Source organism: Myxococcus sp. MISCRS1, from assembly GCF_026626605.1.
GTDB classification, from domain to species: domain Bacteria; phylum Myxococcota; class Myxococcia; order Myxococcales; family Myxococcaceae; genus Myxococcus; species Myxococcus fulvus.
This window is the reverse complement of the sequence record NZ_JAPNKB010000001.1, coordinates 5,324,401-5,346,928: the sequence shown is the minus strand read 5'-3', so window position 1 is coordinate 5,346,928 and position 22,528 is coordinate 5,324,401. Positions and strand designations below refer to the sequence as shown.

Sequence of the window (22,528 nt, the reverse complement as noted above, 5' to 3'; positions counted from 1 at the left end):
GGCGCGCACTCTCGCGCACGCGGAAACTCACGGAGCTTCCTCGAAAAACACTGAGTGAACCCGTACACAGGCACTGTGCCGCCCGCGCCGCGCGCGAACTGTGTGTCACGAAGACGCGGCGAGCGTCGTCGGTGGTTTCGTCATCCACCGCACGCTGAAGCCTGGCTGCTGGCCCCTCTGCCACCCGCGTGATTGCGGCCCCAATGATGACGCGGCTCGCGAGAGCGCGTCGTCGGCGCGTGCGGTACAAGGAACTCGCCGTGCGCGCACTTCGACTGCCCCATCTCTCCTCGCTTCGCGCCTTCGAGCACCCCGGCTATCTCGCGGTCTGGCTGGGCGCCCTCATCTCCAACATCGGCACCTGGATGGAGACGGTGGCGATGGGCGTGTACGTCACGCAGGAGACGGGCCGCGCCGAGTGGACCGGCGGCATCGTCGCCCTCGCCTTCCTGCCCTCCGTCATCCTGTCGCCGCTCGGCGGCGCGCTCGCGGACCGCTTCGACCGCCGCGTCTACGTGGCGCTGGGCATCGCCGTGCAACTGGTGCTGGCCGCGGTGCTCACCGTGCTCGCCTTCATCGGCGAGCTCACCGTGCCCATCGTCGGTGTCGTCACGCTGCTCAACGGCTGCGCGAGCACGCTGACGAACCCGGCCTTCTCCGCGATGCTCGCGGAGCTCGTCCCGCCCCGTGATTTGCACAGCGCCATGAGCCTCAACTCGGCGCAGTACAACCTGGGGCGCATCGTGGGCCCGCTGCTCGCGGCGCTGGTGCTCCAGATGGGCGGCGCGTCGTGGGCGCTGCTCATCAACACGCTGTCCTTCGTCGCGAGCCTCATCGCCCTGTCCCGCGTGACGCTGCCCTCGCGCGACACGCCGCGCACGAAGGAGAGCCTGTGGGCCGGCATCACCCGAGGCGTCTCCGTCGCCCGCGCGGACGAGGACATCTCCCGCGTGCTCTGGGGCACGCTGTTCGTGGCCGCGCTCGTGGCGCCGTTCATCGGCCTGGTGCCCGTCTTCGCCATCAACGTCTTCGGCCAGGGCGCCGCCGCGACGTCGCTGCTCGTCGCCTGCCAGGGCGCGGGCGCGGTGGTGGCCGCCGTCGTCGTGGGCACGCTCGCGGATGCGCTGGGCCACCGCAAGCTCCTGGGCTTCGCCGCCATGTCCATCGGCGTGGTGTCCGCGGTGTACTGGATGTCGCCCACGCTCACCGTGGCCGCGGCCGTCATCTTCCTGCTCGGCGCCAACTACCTCACGCTGATGAGCGGCCTGCACGCCTTCGCCACCTCGCGAGTGCCCCGCGACATGCAGGCGCGCGTCAGCAGCCTCTACAGCATGGTGCTCGGCGGAGGGTACGCCGCGGGCGTCTGGGCCCTGGGCGCGCTCGCGGACCGCGTGGGCGTGCGCTTCGTCACCGTCACCGCCAGCGTCATCTTCCTGGCCCTGGTGCTGACGCTGCGCCTGCTCAGCCCGCGCAGCTTCGACGACTCGCGCGCCTGAGCCCCCGCACCCCGGGTGCCCGCCCGCTCCACGATGAGGCCGTGCCCGGGGTCCACCTCTGGACATGAATGGCGGTTCAGGTGCCGAAGGGCCTGCGTCCTGGCGACGCGCGCGCTACACACGGACGCTGACGACCCCCTCCCGAGGAGCGCATGCCCATCCGTCCATCCGTCCTGGCCCTGTCCGCCCTGCTCTGGGTGGCCCCTCCCGCCCTCGCCCAGTCCAAGGCCCCCGTCGAGCCGCTCGGCACCGCGCTGGAGGGCCTGCCCTCCGCGTTCCCCGTGCAGTACCTGTCCACCCAGGTGGAAGGTCAGGACGTCCGCCTCGCCTACCTGGACGTGAAGCCCACCGCGCGCGCCAACCACCGCACCGTGGTGCTCCTGCACGGCAAGAACTTCTTCGGCGCCTACTGGGAGCCGACGATTCGCGCGCTCACCGCCGCGGGCTTCCGCGTCGTCGCCCCGGACCAGCTCGGCTTCGGCCGCTCGTCCAAGCCCGACGTCCACTACAGCTTCCACACGCTCGCGTCGCTCACGAAGCAGGTGCTCGACTCGCTCGGCATCAAGCAGGCCGTCATCCTCGGCCACTCCATGGGCGGCATGCTCGCCACCCGCTTCGCCCTCATGTACCCGCAGGCCACCGAGCGCCTCATCCTCGAGAACCCCATCGGCCTCGAGGACTACCGCGAGAAGGCCCCCTGGCAGCCCACCGAGGCCTATTACAAGGAGCAGCTCGCGGTGACGGAGGAGTCCACCCGCAAGTACCACCACACGTACTACGTGAAGTGGAAGCCCGAGTACGACGTCTGGGTCCAGGTCCTCTACCGCCAGACGCTCGGCGGTGACTACCCGCGCCTGGCCCAGGTCGCCGCCCGGACGTCGCAGATGATCTACGAGCAGCCCGTCGTCCACGAGTTCCCGTGGGTCAAGCCGCGCGCCCTCGTCGTCATCGGCCAGGAGGACCGCACCTTCATCGGCCGAGGCAAGGTGCCCGCCGACGTCGCCGCGACGATGGGCCAGTACCCCCAGCTCGGGAAGAAGACCGCCCAGGCCATCCCCCAGGCCACCCTCGTGGAGCTGCCCGGCGTGGGCCACATCCCCCACATCGAGGCCCCCGAGAAGTTCCACGCCGCCGTGCTCGACTTCCTCGCGAAGTAGCCCCTGTGGGCAACTTGGGGACGCGGGACACACTCCCCGCATGAGCGCACCCTCCTCGGGTTCACGGGTTAAAGTCCGTGAATCCGGGGCTCACGGCCCTGACGCATCTCGAGGGGGCGTGGATGAAGAAGCTGCTCGGGCCGATGCTGTACACGACCACCCAGCCGTCGCAGGACCAGTGGTCGTTCTTCGTGAACCTGTACCTGTCGGCGGACGCGGTGGACGCGGCAAAGCTCCCCCGGCTGCGCCTGCGCGCCTCGGACGGCACGGTGCTGCCGGACACCGTCGTGGCCCCTCCCCGGCGGGTGGCGGACTTCTCCGCGCTGGAGGGCCGGGCGGCGGGCCTGCTGTGGCGCTGGGAGGTGACGCTCGCGCGTGAGGACAAGGCCCGGCGGGTGACGTACCGCTTCGAGCCGGTGGACGCGGGCGAGGCGCTGGAGGAGGTGGACTTCTCCGCGCCGCACCAGCCGCCCCGGCCGTGGAACCAGGACTCGCTGGGGACGGTGGTGGTGCCCGCGAGGGGCGCGCTGCCCAAGGCGGCCTTCTTCTCCTGCAACGGCGCGAGCGACGCGAAGACGTGGAGCTCGGTGATGCGGATGAAGCGGCCCTTCGGCTGCTGGATGGACATGCTCGCCCAGCACGAGGAGCCCACGGAGGGCGGCTTCGAGCTGCTGCTGGGTGGCGGCGACCAGGTGTACGCGGACTCGCTGCTGGACCATGAGCCGCTCTTGGAGTTCCGCAAGCGCGAGCTGGAGCAGAAGCTCAACCGCGACTTCGGTCCGCCCAAGGGCTTCCACGAGCAGATGCTCGCGCGCTACGTGGAGCTGTACTGCGAGCGGTGGGGAGGCTCGGCGGGCATCGCCCCCATGCTGGCGCGGGTGCCGGGCCTCTTCACGTGGGATGACCACGACATCTTCGACGGCTGGGGCTCGCACGAGTCCCTGCAGTCCTGCGAGTGGTTCGAGTCCATCTACAGCGCCGCCGCGCTCGCGTTCGAGGCGTTCCAGCTGGGCGCGCTGCGAGGCTCCGAGAAGCCGACGCGTCGCAGGCCCTGCGAGGGGCACTATCTGCAGTCCGTGCGCTTCGCGGGCGCCGAGTGCGACGTGGACGTGCTCGCGTTGGACCTGCGCAGCGGGCGCACGTACCGGCGGCAGACGAACGGGAAGATGGCGCACGAGGTGATGAGCCCGGAGCAGTGGCACACGCTGGATGCGTGGCGCCAGGAGCACGCGAGGCGGGGCGCGAACAAGCCCCGGCACGTGCTGGTGCTGTCGTCGGTGCCGCTGGTGCACCTGCGCTTCGGGCCCTCGGTGGAGACGATGGGCGGGGACACCGAGATGCACGACGACATGCTGGACCAGTGGGAGTCGGTGGCGCACCGGGGCGAGCGCATCCGGTTGATGGTGGACCTGCTCCAGCTGGCGAAGGCGTCGTGCTGCGCGGTGACGGTGGTGTCCGGGGACGTGCACGTGGGGGCGCGAGGGCTCATCCGCTCGCGCAACCCGGAGCACGTGCCGGCGGGGCTCGCGGAGGCGGCCATCGAGCAGGTGACGTCGTCGGGCATCGTCCACCCGCCGCCGAGCATGCTCCAGTTCATGGGCATGCGGATGCTGGCCGAGGAGTCCGTGGATGATTTGCCCTCGTACATGCAGACGGAGATGCTGCCGGTGGGCAAGAGCCGCTACCTGCGCGAGCGCAACTGGCTGTCGTTGAGGGTGGAGCCCGCGCGCTCGAAGACGTCGCGTCCCAAGCTGTGGCTGCGCTGGGAGGCCGAGCACACCACGCTGTCCATGCAGGTGGTGGTGGAGCCTCCGCCGCTCGCTTTGATGACGGGGACGTGAAGCGCCGGCCCGTCCACCGGGCATGCGGCCGGGCCCCGCTGTCGTTGGCCGGAGCTTGGTGTGTGCCCGGGTCGCTCCGACATTGAGCCCATGGGGAGTGGGCGCGGGGATGCACCTCGCGCCCTTCGCGCGAGGAGCGCCACATGGGCACCGACAACAAGAAGAACGACCCCTCGAAGGGTGGCAAGGCCTCGGGACATCGGCCCACCTTCGCGAAGGACCGCGTGGAGCGCGGTCTGGAGGCGGATGACACCCGGCCGCTCTACGCGGCGGACTCCATCCACAGCACCCAGGAGGCGAAGTTCGCGCTCGACAGTGACGCGCCCGTGGGCGGCGACGTGCCCGACATCCGCAGCCCCATCGACGAGGCGGACGAGCTGGAGCGCGAGCGGCGCGGTCGTGAGCGCTCGCTGGAGCGACAAATCGAGGAGGGCGACTGACGCGGCGTCAGCGCCTCTTCGCCCGAGGTTCGCGGAGGCGTCGCGCGGCGCTGACGAGACAGGCTCGACTGTGAAGCGCGCCGTGCGGGACGGTCGCTCACGCGAGCGAGGCCGCATCGCGTGGGCCGTACTCCGCCCGGAGGACACGCGGGGTGGAGCGAAGCGGCTCTCGAGGACTACGTCCCCGCGAGCTTCACGCCGGGCGGGACGACCGCTCACGCGAGCGAGGCCGCGTCGCGTGAGCCGTACTCCGCCCGGAAGGCCCACCGGGCGGAGCGAAGCGACCTTGGAGACTACGGCCCCGCGCGCGTCACGCCGGGCTGGGTGTCCGGCTCCACGGGCACGAGCTTGCCCAGGTTGAGCGGCGTCACCTGCTCCTGGATGAGGAGCGGGTCACCCACGAGCACGATTTGCAGCGTGGCCGGGTCCAGGTACTTCTCGGCCGCGCGCTGCACGTCCGCGGCGGTGGCGGTGCGCAGCCCCTCCACGGTGCGATTGAACTCGTCCATCGGCCGGCGCTTGCGGAACAGCTGCGACGCGCTGGAGCCCAGGCCCTCCACCGACTCGAAGGCGCCGGGGAAGGCGCGGATGAGGCCCTCGCGCGCGGCCTCCAGCTCCTTCTCGGTGATGGGCCGCGACTTCAGCCCCGTCACCTCACCCATCGCCTCCTTCACCGCGGGCCCCGTCACGTCCGAGCGCACCGACGCATATGACGTGAGCGGTCCCACGCCCAGCCGCGGGTCCAGGCTGGCGCCCGCGCCGTAGCTGTAGCCCTTGTCCTCGCGCAGGTTCATGTTGAGCCGGCTGCCGAAGAAGCCGCCGAACACGGTGGTGGCCAGCTCCAGCGAGAACTCATCCGGGTTGCCCGCGGCGATGGCCGGCCGACCCATGATGACCACCGTCTGGTCCAGGCCCGGCTTGGGCACCACGTTCACCTGCTCGCGGTTCACGAGCTTCGGCGTGGGCGGCGCGGCCGGCAGCGTGGCCTGCGACTTCCAGGTGCCGAAGTGCTTCTTGGCGTAGGCCACCGCCTCGTCCAGCGTGACGTCGCCCGTCATCACCAGCGCCGCGGCGGCCGGGCCGACGTGCTTCTTGTAGAAGCCCTGCACGTCCTCCAGCGACAGCGCCTGCACGGTGTCCGGCATGCCCGCCGCGGAGTGCCCGTACGGGTGCGCGCTGCCGAAGGCGGACGACAGGAAGACAATCTGCCCCAGCGCGGTGGGCTGCCCCAGCCGGCGCACCAGGTCCGCCAGCTGCTGCTTCTTCCTGCGCTCGAAGGCCTTGGGCGCGAAGGTGGGCCGCAGCGTCACGTCCGACAAGAGCCCCAGCGCAGCGTCCACGTTGCGCGTCAGCACGCGCACGCCCACCTGGGCGCCGTCCGCGGCGACATCCTGGAAGGGCGACACGCCCAAATCACCGAAGGCGTTGTCCAGCGCCACGGTGTCGCGGCTGCCCGCGCCCTCCAGCAGCATGCGGTACGTCAGGTCCGCCAGGCCCTGCTTGCCCGCGGGGTCCTGAGCGCTGCCCGCCGCGAAGGTGATGCCCGCGAACACCAGCGGCAGCTCGCGCCGGGTGCTCACCAGCACGGTGAGCCCGTTGTCGAGCGTGGCCTTCTGGAAGCTGGGCAGCACCAGCTCCGGCGGCTTGCCCGGCTCGGGCTTCGTCGCGCGGAAGGCCTCGGCGTCCGCCGGTGCCGTGGGCTGCGTGGCCTGGGGCGGGGTGGCCGGATTCTCGCTGGCGGCGGGCTTCTGCTGGCTGGCGCAGCCGGCGAGGGAGACGGTGACGAGGGTGGTGATGAGGCGGCGCATCAGCGGCGCTCCTTCGGTTCGACGGGTGCCTGCTTCCGGGCGGGCGGCACGGCGTGGAGGATGACGCGTGAATCAGGGCTCAGGGTCTCTTGGGCGAACTGCTTCACCGCCTCCGGCGTCACCGTCTCGTAGCGCGACAAATCCTGCGCCACGTAGCTGGGCTCGCCGACGAAGTGGTTGTAGCTCTGGAGCACGTCCGCCTTGCCGCCGAAGCCGCCGATGGACTGCAGCCCCGCGAGCGTGCGCGTGTCGAAGCGGGTGCGCGCGCGCTGAATCTCCTCGGCGGAGATGCCGTTCTTGCGCACGTCGTCCAGCACCGCGTCCACTTCCTTCTGAATCGTGTCCGTGGACACACCGGGCCGGGCCACCACGTTGAGCGTGAAGACCGACTGCGCGCCCTGGCTCTGCTGCGTCACGTCCACGCTCTGCGCCAGCTGCTTGTCCAGCACGAGCCGGCGGTACAGCCGGCTGGCCTTGCCCGTGCCCAGGGCGGTGGCGAGCACGTCCGCGGTGGCGTCGCCCTGCTCGAAGTACGCGGGCGTCAGCCACTGCATGGAGAGCAGCGGCAGCTGCGCGATGCGCTCCTCGTGACGGATGACCACGGGCTTGGTGAGCTTCACCGACGCGACGGTGGGGCGCGTGGGCTTGGGGTGGCTGGGCAGCGAGCCGAAGTACTTCTCGATGAGGGCCTTCGTCTTCGCCACGTCGAAGTCACCCACGACGGCGAGCGTGGCGTTGGAGGGCGCGTACCACTTGCGGAAGAAGTCCTTCACGTCGTCCAGCGTGGCGGCGTCCAGGTCCTTCATCGAGCCGATGACGTCCCCGTGGTACGGGTGCGGCAGCGGAAAGAGCGCGTGCCACGCGGCCTCGCGGGCCAGGCCATACGGCGCGGCCTCGGTGCCCTGGCGGCGCTCGTTCTTCACCACCTCCTTCTGGGTGGCCAGCTTCTCGGGCGTCATCGCATCGAGCAGGAAGCCCATGCGGTCGCTCTCCAGCCAGAGGGCGGTCTCCAGGTGGTGGGTGGGCACCGTCTCGAAGTAGTTGGTGCGGTCGAAGCTGGTGGTGCCGTTGAGGTCGGTGGCGCCCAGCTGCTCCAGCATGGAGATGTGCACGTCGTCGGCCACGTTGCGCGAGCCCTGGAACATCATGTGCTCGAACAGGTGGGCGAAGCCGGTGCGGCCGGCCTGCTCGTGGTAGGCGCCCACGTGGTACCAGACGTTGACGGAGACGACGGGCAGCTTGCGGTCCACGGACAGGATGACCTCCAGTCCGTTGGGCAGGGTGTATTTCTCGTAGGGGATGGCGAGCGCTTCGCGCCCGGGCTCCAACGGCTTCGCCTCTTGAGGGGATTGGGCGAGCGCCGGGAGCCCGAACAGGACGAGGGCTGCGGCGACGAGGGCCTTCATTCGGGACAAGGTTCCTCCGGGGGCTTTTCGTGCCAGGGAATCACCTCTCGCGCTTAGCACGCGTGCCTCGGGGCGTGGGCAAGGAATGACCGGGGGAATGGGGGGAAGGCCGCAACTGTTGAGGGCCGCGCTCGGGAGGGGCGAGGTGCGGCGTGACTCGTGGCCGCGCTGCCCGGCCCGTCGTGTCACACTGGGGCCATGGTCTCCTCCGTCGGTGTCGTGCCCCGCTGCGCGGTCCATCCCGAGGAGGAAGCGGGGGCGACCTGTCAGCGCTGCGGCGCGTTCACCTGTGACACGTGCGCGACGTGGGTGATGGGCGTGCTGTATTGCGCCACCTGCGCGGCCCGGCCGGAGGTGAACTACCTGGAGGTCTTCCGCCAGGAGCGCTGGGGCCGGCGTGACGCGAATGCGTGGACGGTGGCGGCCGGCACGCTGCTGCTCGTCGGCCTGGCGGCGCTGGCCGTGTACCTGGAGGAGTGGAGGCTGGTGCCGTTGCTGCTCGGCGCCGTGGGCGTGGGTGTGGCGTTCTTCCTGGGGCAGTCGTGGGCGAGGCCGGGCCTGGTGCTCACGCCCGTCGTGGAAGGGCTCTGGGCCACGTCGCTGTATGGCCCGGGAGCGCTGGTGGCCGCGTTCCTGATGTTCATCTCCTCGCTGCAGATCTTCCTCGACACGCGCACCCGGCTCTTCTTCCGCGTGGAGGTGTCCGAGAAGGACCTGCGGCGGCTGTGGAACCTCCAGGTGAACAACCCGCTGGCGCGGCATGCGCTGTCCGCGGGGATTTCGTCGGTGTTCTTCCCGTTGATGGTGCCCGTGGCGTTGGTGCTCGGCTTCCTCGGCCTGCGGGCGGTGGATGCCCAGGCGAGGCCGCCCATCGGACGCAAGGGGCAGGCGCTGGCGGGCATCGCGCTGGGGTTGGGTGCGATTGCGCTGTGGGGGCTGGTGTTGTGGCGACCGGTGACGCAGGCCGTGTTCGGCAGGCTGTTCTCCGACGGGCCCTGAGGAAGCGGGCGCGGCATGCGTCCGGGCCCCGGCATGTCGCCCCGGCGAAGGGCGGAGGTCCCGTGTCTTCCTCTCCGCCGGTGGTCACGGTGAGGAGGAAGGGAGGGCCACGACATGGCGAATGAAACCGAGGGGCAACAGCAGCAGGCGGACGGGCGTGCGAGCGAGGAGCTGCGTGCGAAGCGGCACGAGTCGCGGACATCGCGCACGTATGCGTTCTTCATCCGCGACCTGGAGGCGAGGGCGGGCGTCGACCGGGCGCTCGCCGAGCGGGCGGCGGAGTCGGTGCTCTGTACGCTGGAGCAGCGGCTGATGGGCGGAGAGGTGAAGCACCTGGAGGCGCAGCTTCCCCAGAAGGTCCGGGACATGCTGCAGCGGTGCCCGCGTCACGAGGGCCTGCCTCCTCGCAAGTTCAAGATGCTGGAGTTCGTCCAGATGGTCGCGGACGACCTGGACACCACGCCGAACGAGGCGGAGCGGCTGTGTCGCGCGGTGTTCGTCACGGTGCGCGAGCACATCTCCGAGGGCGAGGCCGACGATGTGATGGGCCAGCTCCCCGCGGACCTGCGCGCGCTGTGGATTCCGGACGTGTGAGGGACTGGGGGTTACTGCTTCGCGAGCAGTGACGAGGCCAGCCGGCGGAGGTCCTCGGAGTCATCGCGCGCGGCCACGTCGCGGAGCAGCTCGGGGGCCAGGGGCTCCACGGTGAGCACCTGGCCCAGCATCCGCACCAACTCGGCGCGGACGCGGGGCTCGGGCTCCGTGCGCAGGCACTGCGCCACCGTGCGCAGATGAGGGCCCAAGACGCGCTGGGAGAGCACCACGGCGGCCTGCTCGCGGACAGCGGCGTCCTTGTCCGTCAGGAGGACCTCGTCCAGCAGGGCCTCCACGCTCGCGCCCTTCATGGCGCCCAGGGCCCGAGTCGCCGCGGCGCGCACCTCGGGCGAGGTGTTCGCGAGCGACTTGCGAGCGTAGCCTTCTCCTCGGGAGGAGCCTGTCTGGGCCAGCACGTGCAGACACTCCCGTGCATCCAATCGACTGGCTTCGCAGCGACGAAGCAATCCATCGACGAGCTCGGCGGCGCGAGCGGGCTCGGTGCGCTCGAGTCCTCGCGCCACGGTGCCGAACGCCCGTCCCACCGCGTCCTTCAACGCGGGCTCCGTCGTCATCCCCACGGCCTGGGCGAGTGCCCGTGCGAGCTCGAGGGAAGGACGCTCCACCCTCCCCGCCGTCGAGGTCAGGTCCCGCGCCAACGCGTGGGTCAGCTCTGGTGAGGGTGGCTCCCGCTTCGCCAGGGCGCGTGCCAGCATCTGAATCAACTTCGACGAGGGTGGCTCCACGCCGCCCGCCGTCATCACCGGTGGAACAGGCCGAGAGGTCTCCGGCGCGGAGAGGACCTCGGCGCTCCACCGCGCGGCATGGAAGTCCTTCAGCGTGCTCTCCGCGCGCTGCTCCGAGCCCAGGTGCGTCATCGCCACCCGCGTCTCCATGCGCACCAGCGGTAGCCCCGTCGCGCCACCCCCGGACTCCACCACGTCCGAGCCCGTCACCTCGCGCACGAGCCCGTCCGCGTCGAGCGTGAAGTCCCAGTGCCCTCGCGGCCTCGGAACGACGAGCCCCGGTCCGTGAGGTCCCGAGGGCGCCCACACGGGCACCGCCGTGCGCAGGTAGCGCCGCTTCGTCTTCACGTACGTGTGGGCGCTGCCTCCGGCGCGGTACTCCGCCTCGAAGTCGCCGGTGGTGTCCTCCTCCTCCGTGGTCCACGCGCGCCCCTCCTCCGCCACGAACTGGGTCGCCGCCACCAGACGCCGCATGAAGCTCCGGGCCCGCGCACCCACCGACGGGTCGAAGTGCACGGCCACCACCCGTCCGCGCTCGTCCTGCGTCACGTACACGGGCCGCTCGAAGCTGGCGCGGAAGTCACGCAGCGCTTCTTCCACGAGCGGCTCCGCGTCCTCCACCCATGTGGGCCTCACCCGCGCCACGAAGAAGTGCTGCCCTCCCTCCATGCCCGCGTAGGCCACGGCGACCTCTCCGCTCCAACCCGAGTGGCGCCAGGTGCGTCCCGCCTCCGCGCCGGGGAGCTGCTCCGCCGTGCGCGTGTCCAGGTCGAAGCGGTAGCGGTGCGTCAGCCCCGCCTTCAGCACCCGCCGCACCCCCTTCACCCCGAACGGGATGACGGGCGGCGTCAGCACGGGGGGCGGCGGGAAGCGCGGTGCGGGCTGGAGGGGTGCGAGCGAGGGCTTCGCGCGAGGAACGTCCCTCGCGGACTCGAGACTCCACAGTCCCACCACCGCCAACAGGGCGAGCAGGGTCAGCAGGCCTTTGAGTCGAGGGGTCACGGCACCTGGGATACGGGCGCGCGGCCCGTTCCTGGTTGTACCGTGGGTATGACGCGGTGGCCGACGGTGGGTGGGCGCTCAGTGCCCGCCGAGCCGCAGCTCCAGCTCCGCCAGCTCGCGCTTCACGGTGGGGTCCGACTCACGCAGGCCCTCCACCTTGCGCACCGCGGAGATGACCGTCGAGTGGTCCTTGCTGAAGCGCGCCGCGATTTCAGGGAAGGAGCTCTTGGTCAGCTTGCGGCTCAGGTACATGGCCACCTGGCGCGCGTGCGCCAGGGCCTTGTGACGGCGGTCCTCCTTCAGCGACTCCACCGTGACTTTGTAGAAGCGGGCCACCTCGCGCTGGATGGCCTCCACGTCCACCACGTGCTGGGCGGGGAGGATGTCGCGGAGGACCTCGGCGGCGAACTCCTCCGTCACCGGCTGGCGCGTCAGGCTGTGCACCGCGGACAGCTTCACCAGCGCGCCCTCGAGCTCGCGCACGTTCTTCTGGATGTGCTTGGCGATGAAGTGCGCGACGGAGTCCGGCAGGTCCAGGTTCTCCGCCACCGCCTTCTTCTGGAGGATGGCCACGCGCGTCTCGTACGTGGGCTCGCGGATGTCCGTCATCAGGCCCATGGTGAAGCGGCTGCGCAGCCGCTCCTCCAGGCCCGGAATCTCCGCGGGCACCGTGTCGCTGGTGAGGATGATGGCCTTGCCCAGCTCGTAGAGCGTGTTGAAGGTGTAGAAGAACTCCTTCTGCGTCTCCTCGCGCTTGCCCAGGAACTGGATGTCGTCGATGAGCAGCACGTCGCACTCCTCCCGGAACTTGCGCCGGAAGTCCGTCATGCGGTGCTCGCGCACGCTCTCCACGTACTCGTTGGTGAACTGCTCGCTGGAGAGGAACACCACGCGCTGCGAGGGGTCCTTCTCCCAGATGTGGTTGCCCACCGCCTGGAGCAGGTGCGTCTTGCCCAGCCCCGTGCCGCCATAGATGTAGAGCGGGTTGTAGTGGTGGCCCGGCTTGTCCGACACCGCCTGCGCCGCCGCCGCCGGCAGCTGGTTGCTGTCCGCCACCACGAAGGTGCTGAACGTGAACCGGCTGTTCAGGCGCGAGGGCCGGCCCACATTGACCTTCACGGTGGGTGTGGGCGGGAACTGGGGGTCGGGGACGAGTCCCTCGACGACTTCATAGGTCACGGAGGACAGGCCGTTGTCCATCCGGGCCAGGTGTCCCTCGAGCAGACCGCGGTAGTGGTCGTCCACCCAGTCGCGGAAGAAGCGGTCGGGGACACCCAGGACCAGGGCGTTGTCGCGGACCTCCAGCGCGCGCACCCGGTCCAACCACTGGAGCGCGTACTGACGGCCCTCCTGACGGACGGCCTCCAGCAACTTGTTCCAGAGAATTCCAGCGCTTGGAAGGGGGGCGGAGGCCTGGGCGAGGGCGTTCAAGTGTGTCTCAACCGTGCAAAGCGGGCGGGACTGCGAGCGTCCGGCGGTGCTAACAGAGGGGTCCAGGTGGATCAAGCTATCGGCCCAAAGTGGCGCCGCTGAAGGATCTTTTCCGGACCTCACGAATCGGCAACGGACGTGCCGGGTCAGGGCTGTTGTGGGGATCCGCTCCCCTCCCCCCAACCGCTGGGGCCCCGCTCTCCCGGGTTGACTGGGAGTACGGAACGCAAAACGCGCAGGAGCCCTGTCGCGAGCCCTCCAAGCGGTGCGCGCGGATCCGCTTCGACGTGGATCGAAAGAAGGCATGCTCGGCCGCTCCATATGGATCCACCCGGGCGGACGGACGCCCCCGGGAGGATTCGGAGGACTGGAATCCGTTCCCTGGATCTGGAAAATGGGGGTGGTCCAGGTGGTCCTTCGTTGACTTGCCCCAAAAATGGGGCTACGGACCCGGCCCTTTCCCTAGTTCAGGTCGCGCCGAAGCCGTAGGAGGCGCCACCCCTCATCAAGGAGTTCGAGCCGTGTCCAAGCGCACGTATCAGCCGTCGAAGCTGCGCCGCAACCGCACCCACGGGTTCCGCAAGCGCAATGGAACCAAGTCCGGCCGCGATGTCCTCAAGCGCCGCCGCGCGAAGGGCCGCAAGCGGCTGGTCGTGTCGGCCGCGAAGAAGTAAGCGAGTCCGCGTGTGAGGGCCGAGGGTGCGACGCCGGGCCGAGAGGGCCCGGCAGACCAGCGCTTCCCCAAGGCCCTTCGCCTGCTCAGCAGGCGTGAGTTCCTCGAGGTGCAGGACGGCGGGCAGAAGCTCCCTTCCGACTGCCTCCTCGCCCTCTACAAGCGCAATGGCCGGGCGTACTCCCGTGTTGGCCTCACCGTGTCGAGCAAGGTGGGAAACGCGGTGGTGCGAGCGCGCCTGAGGCGTGTGCTGCGGGAGCTGTTCCGCAAGCGGCGCACGCAATGGCCCCAGGGCCTGGACGTAGTGTTGGTGGCGCGCTCATCCGCGAAGGAGGCCTCTTTCGTGGCGCTGTCGCGCGCCTTCGACGGTGTCACCCGTAAGCTGCAGCGGCTCCCGCCGGCCGCCGAGCCGAAGCCGAAGGAGCCTCCCCGATGAGCCCGCTCGCCTTCGTCATCTCGCTGCCCATCCGGTTCTACCGGAGGTTCCTGGGGCCGCTGCTCCCGAAGGTGTGCCGCTTCCATCCCTCGTGCTCCACCTACGCCATGGAGGCGCTGGAAAAGCACGGAGGGTTCAAGGGTTCCTGGCTCACCGTGTGGCGCCTGATGCGCTGCCAGCCCTTCCACCCCGGTGGCATCGACCCGGTGCCCTGACGGGGTCTTCACCCCTTGCCGCACCCTCCCCCGCGGGGAGGGACACTTATGAACGATCCGCTCTCGCCCCAGTCGAACGACTCCCAGAAGCGGCTGCTGGTCGCCCTGCTGCTCTCCTTCGCGGTCACCGCCGGATGGATGTTCCTGTTCCCGCCCCCGCCGGCCGCCCCTGGCGCCGATGACGCGGGTGTGGCGGCCGCAGGCACGCAGGACGCTGGCACCCCCGCACAGGCCGCGCAGCCCTCCCCGGGCGATGGCACCCCGCCTCCCCCGGGCGGCACCGTCGCCGAGGCCACCCCGCCGCCGCCCGCCAGGCAGGTGGACTCGCACCGCAAGGAGTCCGTGTACCGGTTCTCCTCCGTGGGCGCGGGCCTGACGTCCGCCGAGCTGCAGGGCGTGAAGATGCGCGAGCAGCACTCGCTGACCCTTGCCCAGGGCTACCAGCAGCTGTTCGGCAAGGAGGTGCCCCCCGCGCCGCAGATGAACCTGGCGCAGCCGGTGCCCAACCAGCCGCTGCCCCTGTCCGTCACCATCGAGGGCCAGAGCCCGCTGGGCGCCGGCGTCCCCTACGCCGTCGACGAGAAGACGGGCGGCGACGTGGAGTCCCTCACCTTCACCGGCCGCCAGGGCCCGTGGGAGGTGGTGAAGGTGCTGCAGTGGCCGAAGGAGGGCTTCGAGCTCACGTACACCGTGCAGGTGAAGAACACGTCCGGTCAGGCGCAGAACGGCGAGCTGCTGGTGCACTACGGCCGCGCCATCGACCCGAACTTCGAGCACGCGCCATCCTTCTTCGGCGGCGTGGGCAACCTGAGCCGCTCCGCGTGCTGGGTGGATGACACGCTCCACAACATGAACCCGGGCGACGACGCGCTCGACGTGGAGAAGAGCAAGGGTCAGATTCACTTCTTCGGCATCAACCAGCAGTACTTCCTGTCCGCGCTCTATCCGCTGGAGGGGCCTCGCCCCGGCCGCTGCATCCTGGCCGCCACGCCCACCGCGCGTCAGGTCTCCGTGGCCTTCCCGCTGAGCGCGGCCGCGGGTGAGACGGTGACGCTGAAGCTCGGCGGCTACCTGGGCCCCAAGGACCCGGACCTGATGGCCGTGGTGCCCGGGCCGGAGCTGCGCAAGGCCGTGGGCCTGGGTGAGGCGACCTTCCACCCGAAGCTCGAGGACACCGTCGACTTCGGCATCTGGGCCGTCATCTGCAAAATCCTGCTCGGCATCATGAAGTTCTTCCACGGCCTCACCGGCAACTGGGGCGTGGCCATCATCCTGCTGACCGTGGTGGTGAAGCTGGTGCTGCTGCCGCTCACCTACCGCTCCATGGTCAGCATGGAAGAGGTGAAGAAGCTCCAGCCGCGCATGGACGAGATTCGCAAGAAGTTCGCGGACAACCGCGAGCAGCAGAACCTCGAAATCATGAAGCTGTACCAGGAGGCGAAGGTGAACCCGCTCGGCGGCTGCCTCCCGCTGCTCATCCAGATGCCGGTCTGGATCGCCCTCTTCACGGCGCTGCGCAACAGCTTCGACCTGTACGGTGAGCCCTTCTTCGGCCCCATCTGGCGGGACCTGACCTACAAGGACCCCACGTACCTGCTGCCCCTGGCGCTGGGCGTGTCGATGATCATCACCCAGAAGATGCAGCCGCAGATGATGGATGCGACCCAGGCGAAAATCATGACCTGGTTCGTGCCCGGCATCTTCACGCTGACGCTGCTGCAGTACCCGGCGGGTCTGTCGCTCTACATCTTCACCAACAACATCTTCTCCATCGCGCAGCAGTACGGGCTGAGGAAGTGGTTGGACCGCAACAAGCCGCAGGCCGGGGGTGGTACGCCGGCGGTGGCGACAGCGGGAGGAAAGCGCAAGTGAGCGAGCAGCCGGTTTCCCAGCAGGCTCCCGTCGCCGGGGGCGCGGATTTGCGCCCCCGCGTGGAGAAGCTCCTCGGTGACATCCTGGGCCTGATGGGCTTCCCGGCCCGCCTGGACATGCAGGACGCGGCGGACGGCAGCCTGTCCGTCGCGCTGCACTTCGAAGCGGGGCCTCCGCCCGGCGTCGAGCAGGGCCGCCGCAGCCAGGTGCTGGATTCGCTCCAGTTCCTGCTCAACAAGATGCTGCACCGCCCGGGCGTCGACCGGCGCTGGGTGGTGCTGGGCTGTGGCGCGCACCCGGAGCCCCGGCAGCGTCGCGAGCCGCAGCAGGCTCAGGCCGCGGCGGAGAAGGCCCCCGCGCAGCAGGCGGCGGCTCCAGCGCCCAAGGCGCAGGCGGCGCAGCCTCCCCCTCCCGCCAAGCAGCGTGGGGCGGACAAGCAGGCTCCGGCGCAGCGTGGGGCGGCGCCCAAGGCGCAGGCGGACGGGGACGAGCGGACGCTGGCGGTCGAAGAGGATGCCGCGCTGCGAGAGGCGGTCCGCAAGCTCGCGGAGAAGTCCGCCAGCCTGGGGCGCTTCTACGCGCTCGCCGCGATGAAGCAGGACGACCGCGCGCGGGTGCTGAAGGCGGTAGAAGGAGTGGTGGGGTTGAAGGTCGCGGCCGAGGGTGAGGGCCGCAACCGCCGAGTGGTGTTCACGCCGGAGAAGCCCGCGCCGCTGCCCAAGCGGAGCCTGCTGCCGGACGATGACGAGGACGACTTCGACGAGTGAGGGCGTGCATGGGCAAGGCGAAGGGTCTCAAGGACAAGCTGTACGGCGCGGCGGTGCTGAAGATGAGCTTCCGCCTGCGCGGCGATGAGGAGTCCCCCGCCTTCCGCTTCGTCTACCCGGGCGTGCTCCGGGACCTGGACATCGAGGACGCGGCCGTGGAGAAGTACATCGAGGAGAACCGCGAGGCCGTCGAGAAGGCCGCCCGTGGCTCCACGCCCCCGATGGGGCCTCGGTAGGTCTGGCTCGAGCGCTGCCGGGGATGCGAGTCCCCGTCAGCGTGCCGAACGGCGCCGGTTTTCCGCTGACATGACGTCCGTCTCCCCCACCATCGTCGCCCTGGCCACCGCGCCCACCGCGGGGGCCGTGGGCATCCTCCGGTTGTCGGGTCCCGCCGCGCTGGAAGTGGGCCGTCGGCTGGCGCCGGGCATCCCCGCGGAGCCGACGCCGCGCCACGCGTACCTCGCGGCCTTCGTGGACGCGGCAGGGCGGGCGCTGGACGAGGGGCTCTTCCTGTACTTCCGCGGGCCGGCGTCGTTCACGGGCGAGGACGTGGTGGAGCTGCAGGCGCATGGGAGTCCGCGTCTGTTGCAGCTGCTGCTGGCGCGCGCGCTGGAGGATGGGCTCGCGCGGCTGGCGACGCCGGGGGAGTTCACCCGGCGGGCGTTCTTGAATGGGCGCATCGACCTGACGCGTGCGGAGGCGGTGGCGGACCTGGTGGCCGCGGACTCGGAGTCCGCCGTGCGCGCGGCCGCGGCTGGGTTGTCCGGGGCGCTGAGTGAGCGGGTTCGTGCGTTGGAGGAGCCGCTGCGCGCGCTGCACGCGGACCTGGAGGGCGTGCTCAACTTCCCGGACGAGGCCGAGGGCGCGGACGAGGACGCGGGTTCGCGCGTCCAGGCGCTGCGCGCGCAGGCGGACGCGCTGATGGCCGAGGCGGGCCATGGCCGACTGGTGCGACGTGGCGCGCGCGTGGCGCTGTTCGGGCCGGTGAACGCGGGCAAGTCCACGCTGTTCAACCGGCTGGTGGGCGAGGCGCGTGCGCTCGTGGACGACGAGCCCGGGACGACGCGCGATGCGCTGGAGGCCCGTGTCGAGTGGAGCGGCCTGGGCGTGACGCTGTTCGACACCGCGGGCCTGCGAGAGACGCCGGGGCGCGTGGAAGCGCTCGGCATCGCGCGCACGCGGGAGCTGCTCTCGGGCGTGGACCTGGCGGTGCTCGTGCTTCCGCCGGGGACGGCCGAGGCCGATGCGGAGCGCTGGCTCGCGGAGACCGGTGCCACGCCCGTGCTGCGCGTCGACGGCAAGTGCGATGTCGAGGCGCGGTCCTCGGCGATGCCCGAGGTGCGCGTCGTGGATGGGCGCTCGGACGATTCGAGGTCCACGTCGCAGGGCACCCCACCCCGCCTCCGCGTCAGCGGACTCACGGGCGAGGGCGTGGACACCCTGCGTGAAGCGCTCCTCTCACGACTGTGGGGCGGCGGCACGCCCTCGGCGGTCGCCCTCGTGTCGGAGCGTCACGCCGATGCCCTGCGTCGCGCCTCCGAGGCGCTGTCCCGCGCGGAGTCCGCGTCGCGCCTGTCCACCCTGGAGGTCGTCTCCGGCGAGGTGGCCCTGTCCCTGGAAGCCCTCGGTGAAGTGTCCGGAACCTCCGCTTCCGAGGCGCTCATCGACGCAATCTTCCAGCGGTTCTGCATCGGAAAGTGACGCACCGGCGCACGGCCCAGGCCGTGTCAGACCCCTCCCTAGAATGCCGCCCTCAACCGCCGCACTTTCGGAGGCGCTGTGACGGAAGGCATCATCCACCTGGCGAACCACTCCATGCTCCAGGCCCTGCCCGCGGGCTGGGTCGGAGAGATACTGGACGAGGAGCTCGTGGCTTCTCCCAGGCTGACGCCCGCTCAAACCCGCGCTGCCTTCATGCTGGGCGTGGAGCTGGGTGAGCAACTCGACCGGCGCCGGGGTGGCAGCGGACGCTGGTGCTTCCTGCGCGCCCCCGAGCTGCGCCTGGGGCCCGACGTGCTCGTGCCCGATGTGGCGGGTTGGCGTCGCGACCGGGTGTCGTCCCCCCTCGACCCGGACGTGCCCTTCCTCACCCTGGCGCCGGACTGGGTCTGCGAGGTGCTCGCCCCGTCCACCGTCGCCCTGGACCGCACGCGCAAGCTGCCCCTCTACGCGCGCCAGGGCGTCTCCCACGTCTGGCTGGTGGACCCGGCCGCGCGCACGCTGGAGACCTACCAGCGCGTCAAGCGAGGCTGGCTCCTCACCGGCTGCTACGACTCGGACGCGCTCGTGCGCGCCGAGCCCTTCACCTCCGCCCCCGTGGAGCTCGAGTCGCTGTGGCTCCCCGAGTCCTCCCTGGGCAACGTCTCCGCGATGTTCTCCGCGGTGCCGTGAGGTCCGCGCGCCTCAGCTGGCGCGCCTGAGAAACGTGGCGTCGACGGGCGCACTGGCCAGTCGACGCACCGTCCTGAGCAGCAGCTCCGCGTCCACGGGCGCGGCCACGAAGCCCCGCGCTCCCACCGCCTGCGCCCGGGGCAGGTCCACCTCGGGCGTCTTGCCCGCGGCCACCACCTGCGCGCCCACCCTCCGGCCCAGCGCCTCCAGCGACGGCAGCGGCGCCACCACCACCTGCGCCTCGCTCGACGCCAGGAGCTCCTCGGTGCTCGCCACCCGCGCGGTGAAGCCCGCCCCCGTCAGCACCCGCACCAGCCCCGACGCCGCCTGAGCGCCCCAGCCGTACACCAGCACCTGCGCCAGCGCCTCCGCGGGCGCCGCCGTCACCGTGGGCAGCTTCGTCTGGGACGGCGTGCGAGGCCGGGGCACCGCCGCCACCACGGGCCGGGGCCGCGCCGTCTCCTCCTCCAGCGAGGACAACAAGGGCAGCTCACCCTCGGAGGGCACCACCGGCGGCGCCATGTTCGTCAGCTCCGCCATGCTGCCGCTGAGCACCATGGGCATCTGCTCGTCCGCCTCCGGCAGGGAGAAGCCCTCCATGCCAGGACGACGGGGCGCGTTCTCCGTCTCACCCCGGTACATCCGGCCGATGGCGCGGCGGATGGATGCGTCCGTGGCCAGCCTCGCCACCACCCGCGTCCGCCCCGTCACGCTCTTCACCGCGTCCACCGACGCGAGGCTCGCCGGCGCGGCGATGGCCACCACCAGCGTGTCCCGGGGCGCGTGTCCCTCCAGCCGCAGCGGCACCACGCGGTGTGTCTCCGCCACGCGCTCGGGAATCAGGCGCGCCAGGGCCGCCTCGGGAGGCTGCGCGTCCAAATCCACCGTCTGCATCCCCACCTGCTCCGCCAGCGCCTCCAACACCTGCCGCGCCGTGCAGAAGCGCTGGTCCACCACCACCTGCCCGAGCGGAACTCCCCACTTGCGCTGGTACGCCAACGCGGAGTGGAGCTGCAGCGCATCCATCATCCCGCGCTCGAGCAGGATGTCCCCCAGTCGCTTCTTCATGATGCCTTGCTCCTCAGGCCCCCCACGGCGGCCCCCTGCCCCTGGGAACGCATGCGTCCCGGAAACTTGAGTGTTCTCTACGCCCGCACCACCCGGGCGGCTTCCTCCGCCGCGACAGATGGTTCCACGTCCGCGACATCTGCAAGGAAGGGGCCCGATGCCCCACCTGTCATGACGCGCCGTCACGTCTCGAATTGAAACGGAGCACGTCCACGAAAGGTCTGTCGCGGTGACGGGCAGACGCGCCGAGGCGGGAAGGACTCACGCACCTCGGGGCCAGGCGTCCAGGCATCACGCCCGCGCGTCCATGAGGCACGCGCGGACATGTCCTGACGTGTCGCGGACGACTACCAGCGCGTCTGGGGCATCGGCGCGTGGAGCGAGCCACGCTTGGGTGCGAAGACACCCATGCGCACGCCCACCTCGTGCACCACGCGCGTGGCCTCCACCAGCGGCGCCCACGGCGTCGAGAGTGACGTGGTGGCGGAGGCGTCGTCGTCGCTGTTGTCGCCCGTCTCCCCCAGCATGGAGGACAGCACCTCCGCGGGGCTCTTCTTGCGCGGGTACTCCTCGACCCGGACCTTGGCGTCCGCGGGGAGCTTCGCGGCCTCGCGCGCCAGCTCCAGCGCCTTGGGGTAGCCGCCGAGCGCGTCCACCAGCCCGTTCTCCAGCGCGTCCTCGCCCGTCCACACGCGGCCCTTGGCCAGGCCCTGCAGCTTCTCCACCGGCATCTTCCGGGCGCTCGCCGCGCGCGTGGTGAAGTCCGTGTAGATGCGGTCCAGCTCCGCGTCCACGCGCGCCTGCTGCTCCGGCGTGTAGTCGGCGTCCGAGCTGGCCAGCGTGGCGTTCTTCCCGAAGGCCACCGTGTCGAAGTTGACGCCCAGCTTCTCCCAGAAGCCGTCGGTGACGAACTTGCCCGTGTACACGCCGATGCTGCCCGTGAGCGTGCCGGGCTGGGCGACAATCTTGTCCGCGTCCATGGCGAAGTAGTAGCCGCCGCTGGCCGCGTACGTGCCCATGGTGGCGATGACGGGCTTGCCCGCCTCGCGAGCGCGCTGCACCTCGCGGCGCACCGTGTCGCTGGCCACGTAGCTGCCGCCCGGGCTGTCCACGCGGAAGATGATGGCCTTCACCTGCGAGTCCTGCGCCGCCTTGCGCAGCGCCGCCGCCACGCTGTCGCCGCCGAGCGCCTGCTCCCCGAACGGGCTGGAGTCGCTCCGGCCGCGCGAGATGGTGCCCACGCCGTAGACGAGCGCGATGGTGTCGCCCGTGGTGTTCGGCCGGCCCGCGCGCTCCAGGTACTTCTTCACGTACAACAGCTCCGCGCCCTCGCCCGCGGCGGCCTTCTGCGCGGCGTAGACCTCGTCGCGGTAGAGCAGCCCGTTGAGCAGCTTGCCGTCCACCGCCTCCGGCGCGAGCAGCGGCGCCCGGTCGATGAGCGCGCGCACCTCCTCCTCCTTCAGCCCGCGCCCCTCGGCGATGCCGCGCACCATCTGCCCGTAGAGGCTGCCCGCGAAGCGCTCCGTGGCCAGCAGGTGCTCGGGCGTGTAGCCCTGCTCCGTGTAGCTGTTGACCGCGTTCTTGAACTCGTAGCGCTTGTCGAAGCGCGGCTTGACGCCCAGCTTCGCCAGCGCGTCGCGCGCGAAGGGCGTCTCGAACGCGAGGCCGATGACATTCACGCTGCCGGACGGCTGCATGTAGATTTCATCGAAGGCCGACGCGAAGTAGTACGCGCCCGTCGCGTTGCCCTCCTCGCCGAACGAGTCCGTGTAGGCGATGGCCTTCTTGCCCTTGGCGCGGAACGCCTTCACCGCGTCGCGCACCTCCTGCGTCGTCGCGGGGCTGCCGGGGCTGGTGCCCACGCGCACCACCAGCGACTTCACCCGCGAGTCCTCGCCCGCCTTCTCCAGCGCGTCCACCACGTCGCGCACGGTGAGCGGGTCCTCGCCGAAGGCCCCGGCCAGCGAGTCGGCGGAGACGTTCTCCGCGAGCGGTTGCGACAGGTCCAGCTCCAGCACGAGGTTGGACGGCACGCTGGGGCGGCTCGAGGACGCGAGCACCACCAGGGCCACCAGGCCCATCACGAAGAGGACGGACATCGCGCCGATGAAGGCCAGCGCGCCGATGAGAAAGCGTTTCATCCGAGGGAAGCTCCTGGTCCGCGCAAGGGACTCGAATCCTGCAGC

The 22,528-nt window shown here is 70.7% G+C and carries 20 protein-coding genes; 14 read left to right on the top strand and 6 right to left on the bottom strand.

Annotation, left to right across the window (positions count from 1 at the left end; all coding sequences use genetic code 11):
- Positions 1-260 precede the first annotated feature (260 nt).
- The 4 genes from OWM54_RS21200 (at position 261) to OWM54_RS21185 (ending at position 4,934) form a co-directional block, all read left to right on the top strand.
- The gene (locus tag OWM54_RS21200) at positions 261-1,496 is read left to right on the top strand and encodes an MFS transporter (RefSeq protein WP_141325262.1); all 1,236 of its coding nucleotides are present in this window, start codon (positions 261-263) and stop codon (positions 1,494-1,496) included.
- Between the two features lie 152 nt (positions 1,497-1,648).
- Positions 1,649-2,653 (top strand): alpha/beta fold hydrolase, encoded by a 1,005-nt coding sequence (locus tag OWM54_RS21195; RefSeq protein WP_267698641.1) that lies wholly within the window; start codon positions 1,649-1,651, stop codon positions 2,651-2,653.
- A gap of 122 nt (positions 2,654-2,775) precedes the next feature.
- The gene (locus OWM54_RS21190) at positions 2,776-4,494 is read left to right on the top strand and encodes an alkaline phosphatase D family protein (RefSeq protein ID WP_267698640.1); all 1,719 of its coding nucleotides are present in this window, start codon (positions 2,776-2,778) and stop codon (positions 4,492-4,494) included.
- Positions 4,495-4,637: 143 nt separating this feature from the next.
- Positions 4,638-4,934, top strand: a complete 297-nt coding sequence (locus tag OWM54_RS21185) for a hypothetical protein (RefSeq protein ID WP_046710224.1) — start codon at positions 4,638-4,640, stop codon at positions 4,932-4,934.
- A 293-nt stretch (positions 4,935-5,227) separates the two neighbouring features.
- Here the strand turns inward: OWM54_RS21185 and OWM54_RS21180 are convergent, their stop codons facing one another.
- Together OWM54_RS21180 and OWM54_RS21175 are read right to left on the bottom strand one after the other, a co-directional pair.
- Positions 5,228-6,742 carry an insulinase family protein gene (locus OWM54_RS21180; RefSeq protein WP_267698639.1) on the bottom strand — a complete coding sequence of 505 codons (1,515 nt, stop codon included), beginning with the start codon at positions 6,740-6,742 and terminating at the stop codon, positions 5,228-5,230.
- A complete protein-coding gene (locus tag OWM54_RS21175) occupies positions 6,742-8,148 on the bottom strand; it encodes a M16 family metallopeptidase (protein ID WP_267698638.1) in 1,407 nt (468 codons plus the stop codon). Before OWM54_RS21175 ends, OWM54_RS21180 begins: the two co-directional genes overlap by 1 nt.
- Positions 8,149-8,346: 198 nt before the next feature.
- Between OWM54_RS21175 and OWM54_RS21170 the strand changes: the two genes are divergently transcribed.
- Entirely contained in the window at positions 8,347-9,147 is an 801-nt protein-coding gene (locus tag OWM54_RS21170) for a hypothetical protein (protein WP_267698637.1), read from the top strand.
- Between the two features lie 114 nt (positions 9,148-9,261).
- A complete protein-coding gene (locus OWM54_RS21165; protein WP_267698636.1) occupies positions 9,262-9,741 on the top strand; it encodes a DUF2267 domain-containing protein in 480 nt (159 codons plus the stop codon).
- 11 nt (positions 9,742-9,752) lie between these two features.
- On the opposite strand, the gene OWM54_RS21160 is transcribed toward OWM54_RS21165, so the two are convergent.
- Both OWM54_RS21160 and dnaA read right to left on the bottom strand, forming a co-directional pair.
- Positions 9,753-11,489, bottom strand: a complete 1,737-nt coding sequence (locus OWM54_RS21160; protein ID WP_267698635.1) for a HEAT repeat domain-containing protein — start codon at positions 11,487-11,489, stop codon at positions 9,753-9,755.
- A gap of 78 nt (positions 11,490-11,567) precedes the next feature.
- Positions 11,568-12,920 (bottom strand): chromosomal replication initiator protein DnaA, encoded by a 1,353-nt coding sequence (dnaA, locus tag OWM54_RS21155; protein ID WP_046710218.1) that lies wholly within the window; start codon positions 12,918-12,920, stop codon positions 11,568-11,570.
- A gap of 521 nt (positions 12,921-13,441) precedes the next feature.
- Between dnaA and rpmH the strand changes: the two genes are divergently transcribed.
- From rpmH to OWM54_RS21115, 8 genes are all read left to right on the top strand, one after another.
- The gene (gene rpmH, locus OWM54_RS21150; RefSeq protein ID WP_015353655.1) at positions 13,442-13,594 is read left to right on the top strand and encodes a 50S ribosomal protein L34; all 153 of its coding nucleotides are present in this window, start codon (positions 13,442-13,444) and stop codon (positions 13,592-13,594) included.
- 12 nt (positions 13,595-13,606) lie between these two features.
- Complete coding sequence (gene rnpA / locus OWM54_RS21145) at positions 13,607-14,029, top strand: ribonuclease P protein component (RefSeq protein ID WP_046717247.1); 423 nt, start codon at positions 13,607-13,609, stop codon at positions 14,027-14,029.
- The gene (gene yidD, locus OWM54_RS21140) at positions 14,026-14,244 is read left to right on the top strand and encodes a membrane protein insertion efficiency factor YidD (RefSeq protein WP_046717246.1); all 219 of its coding nucleotides are present in this window, start codon (positions 14,026-14,028) and stop codon (positions 14,242-14,244) included. The genes rnpA and yidD overlap by 4 nt, the downstream gene beginning before the upstream one ends.
- A gap of 48 nt (positions 14,245-14,292) precedes the next feature.
- The gene (gene yidC / locus OWM54_RS21135; protein WP_267698634.1) at positions 14,293-16,116 is read left to right on the top strand and encodes a membrane protein insertase YidC; all 1,824 of its coding nucleotides are present in this window, start codon (positions 14,293-14,295) and stop codon (positions 16,114-16,116) included.
- On the top strand, positions 16,113-16,883 hold the full coding sequence (locus OWM54_RS21130) for a hypothetical protein (protein ID WP_267698633.1): 771 nt from the start codon (positions 16,113-16,115) through the stop codon (positions 16,881-16,883). The genes yidC and OWM54_RS21130 overlap by 4 nt, the downstream gene beginning before the upstream one ends.
- An 8-nt stretch (positions 16,884-16,891) precedes the next feature.
- Complete coding sequence (locus OWM54_RS21125; protein WP_015353650.1) at positions 16,892-17,119, top strand: hypothetical protein; 228 nt, start codon at positions 16,892-16,894, stop codon at positions 17,117-17,119.
- Positions 17,120-17,189: 70 nt separating this feature from the next.
- Positions 17,190-18,584: a tRNA uridine-5-carboxymethylaminomethyl(34) synthesis GTPase MnmE gene (mnmE, locus tag OWM54_RS21120; RefSeq protein ID WP_267698632.1), complete on the top strand. Its 1,395-nt coding sequence runs from the start codon at positions 17,190-17,192 to the stop codon at positions 18,582-18,584.
- A gap of 78 nt (positions 18,585-18,662) precedes the next feature.
- Entirely contained in the window at positions 18,663-19,274 is a 612-nt protein-coding gene (locus tag OWM54_RS21115) for a Uma2 family endonuclease (protein ID WP_267698631.1), read from the top strand.
- A gap of 12 nt (positions 19,275-19,286) precedes the next feature.
- Here OWM54_RS21115 and OWM54_RS21110 read toward each other — a convergent pair whose 3' ends face one another.
- Both OWM54_RS21110 and sppA read right to left on the bottom strand, forming a co-directional pair.
- On the bottom strand, positions 19,287-20,342 hold the full coding sequence (locus tag OWM54_RS21110) for a general secretion pathway protein GspE (protein WP_223784202.1): 1,056 nt from the start codon (positions 20,340-20,342) through the stop codon (positions 19,287-19,289).
- A 347-nt stretch (positions 20,343-20,689) separates the two neighbouring features.
- A complete protein-coding gene (sppA, locus tag OWM54_RS21105) occupies positions 20,690-22,483 on the bottom strand; it encodes a signal peptide peptidase SppA (RefSeq protein ID WP_267698630.1) in 1,794 nt (597 codons plus the stop codon).
- Positions 22,484-22,528 lie beyond the last annotated feature (45 nt).

Bases quoted from the DNA above. Each gene is read 5' to 3' on its own strand.
- OWM54_RS21195 (WP_267698641.1), top strand. From the start codon at position 1,649: ATGCCCATCCGTCCATCCGTCCTGGCCCTGTCCGCCCTGCTCTGGGTG.
- OWM54_RS21190 (WP_267698640.1), top strand. From the start codon at position 2,776: ATGAAGAAGCTGCTCGGGCCGATGCTGTACACGACCACCCAGCCGTCG.
- OWM54_RS21185 (WP_046710224.1), top strand. From the start codon at position 4,638: ATGGGCACCGACAACAAGAAGAACGACCCCTCGAAGGGTGGCAAGGCC.
- OWM54_RS21180 (WP_267698639.1), bottom strand. From the start codon at position 6,742: ATGCGCCGCCTCATCACCACCCTCGTCACCGTCTCCCTCGCCGGCTGC.
- OWM54_RS21175 (WP_267698638.1), bottom strand. From the start codon at position 8,148: ATGAAGGCCCTCGTCGCCGCAGCCCTCGTCCTGTTCGGGCTCCCGGCG.
- OWM54_RS21170 (WP_267698637.1), top strand. From the start codon at position 8,347: ATGGTCTCCTCCGTCGGTGTCGTGCCCCGCTGCGCGGTCCATCCCGAG.
- OWM54_RS21165 (WP_267698636.1), top strand. From the start codon at position 9,262: ATGGCGAATGAAACCGAGGGGCAACAGCAGCAGGCGGACGGGCGTGCG.
- yidD (WP_046717246.1), top strand. From the start codon at position 14,026: ATGAGCCCGCTCGCCTTCGTCATCTCGCTGCCCATCCGGTTCTACCGG.
- yidC (WP_267698634.1), top strand. From the start codon at position 14,293: ATGAACGATCCGCTCTCGCCCCAGTCGAACGACTCCCAGAAGCGGCTG.
- OWM54_RS21125 (WP_015353650.1), top strand. From the start codon at position 16,892: ATGGGCAAGGCGAAGGGTCTCAAGGACAAGCTGTACGGCGCGGCGGTG.
- mnmE (WP_267698632.1), top strand. From the start codon at position 17,190: ATGACGTCCGTCTCCCCCACCATCGTCGCCCTGGCCACCGCGCCCACC.
- OWM54_RS21110 (WP_223784202.1), bottom strand. From the start codon at position 20,342: ATGAAGAAGCGACTGGGGGACATCCTGCTCGAGCGCGGGATGATGGAT.
- sppA (WP_267698630.1), bottom strand. From the start codon at position 22,483: ATGAAACGCTTTCTCATCGGCGCGCTGGCCTTCATCGGCGCGATGTCC.